The sequence below is a fragment of the Flavobacterium taihuense genome (genome assembly GCF_019351435.1).
In the GTDB taxonomy this organism is placed as follows: domain Bacteria; phylum Bacteroidota; class Bacteroidia; order Flavobacteriales; family Flavobacteriaceae; genus Flavobacterium; species Flavobacterium taihuense.
In genome coordinates this window covers 1-541 of sequence record NZ_JAHWYN010000068.1, presented here as the reverse complement: position 1 = coordinate 541, position 541 = coordinate 1, and the positions used below count along the sequence as shown (strand labels likewise).

Sequence of the window (541 nt, the reverse complement as noted above, 5' to 3'; positions counted from 1 at the left end):
CAATTACTGTTTGCAGAACAGGCAACGCCATTAAGAGTAGAAGTAGCGACTCTACGGAAATTAGTTATTACAGATACGACTCCTGCATTGTAAGTTGCAGATGTAGCTCCTGAGATATCACTCCAAGTCCCTTCGCAGCCAGTAGTACTCCATTGCCATTGATATGAAATTACTCCACCATTTGTGGTGCTTCCCACAGTTGTACTGGTGAATGCTGCAGGATCAAACGGAGAACATAATGTTTGATCTCCAGCGATTGCGCCAGGAGCAATGTCATTTGGTGTCACAGTCAAAACATTACTGTTGCCAGCGCAACCCACATCAGAAGTGGCTACTCTGCGGAACCATGTTTTAACGGCTACAGCAGGTGCATCATAAGTTGCTGAGGTAGCTCCTGCAATGTTAGTGAAAGTGGTTCCATCAGTACTGCTTTGCCATTGGTAGCTTATGGTACCATGGTCAGAACCCGGTGTAACACTGGTAAAGGCTGCAGGATTAAACGGAGCACATAGTGTTTGGCTTCCGGCAATTTCACCGGGAA

General features: G+C 46.2%; 1 protein-coding gene. It reads right to left on the bottom strand.

Translation table 11 applies throughout. From position 1 onward, the window contains the following. On the bottom strand, window positions 1-541 hold a 541-nt coding region (locus KZH69_RS20400; RefSeq protein ID WP_219319309.1), incomplete at both ends, for a DUF8696 domain-containing protein.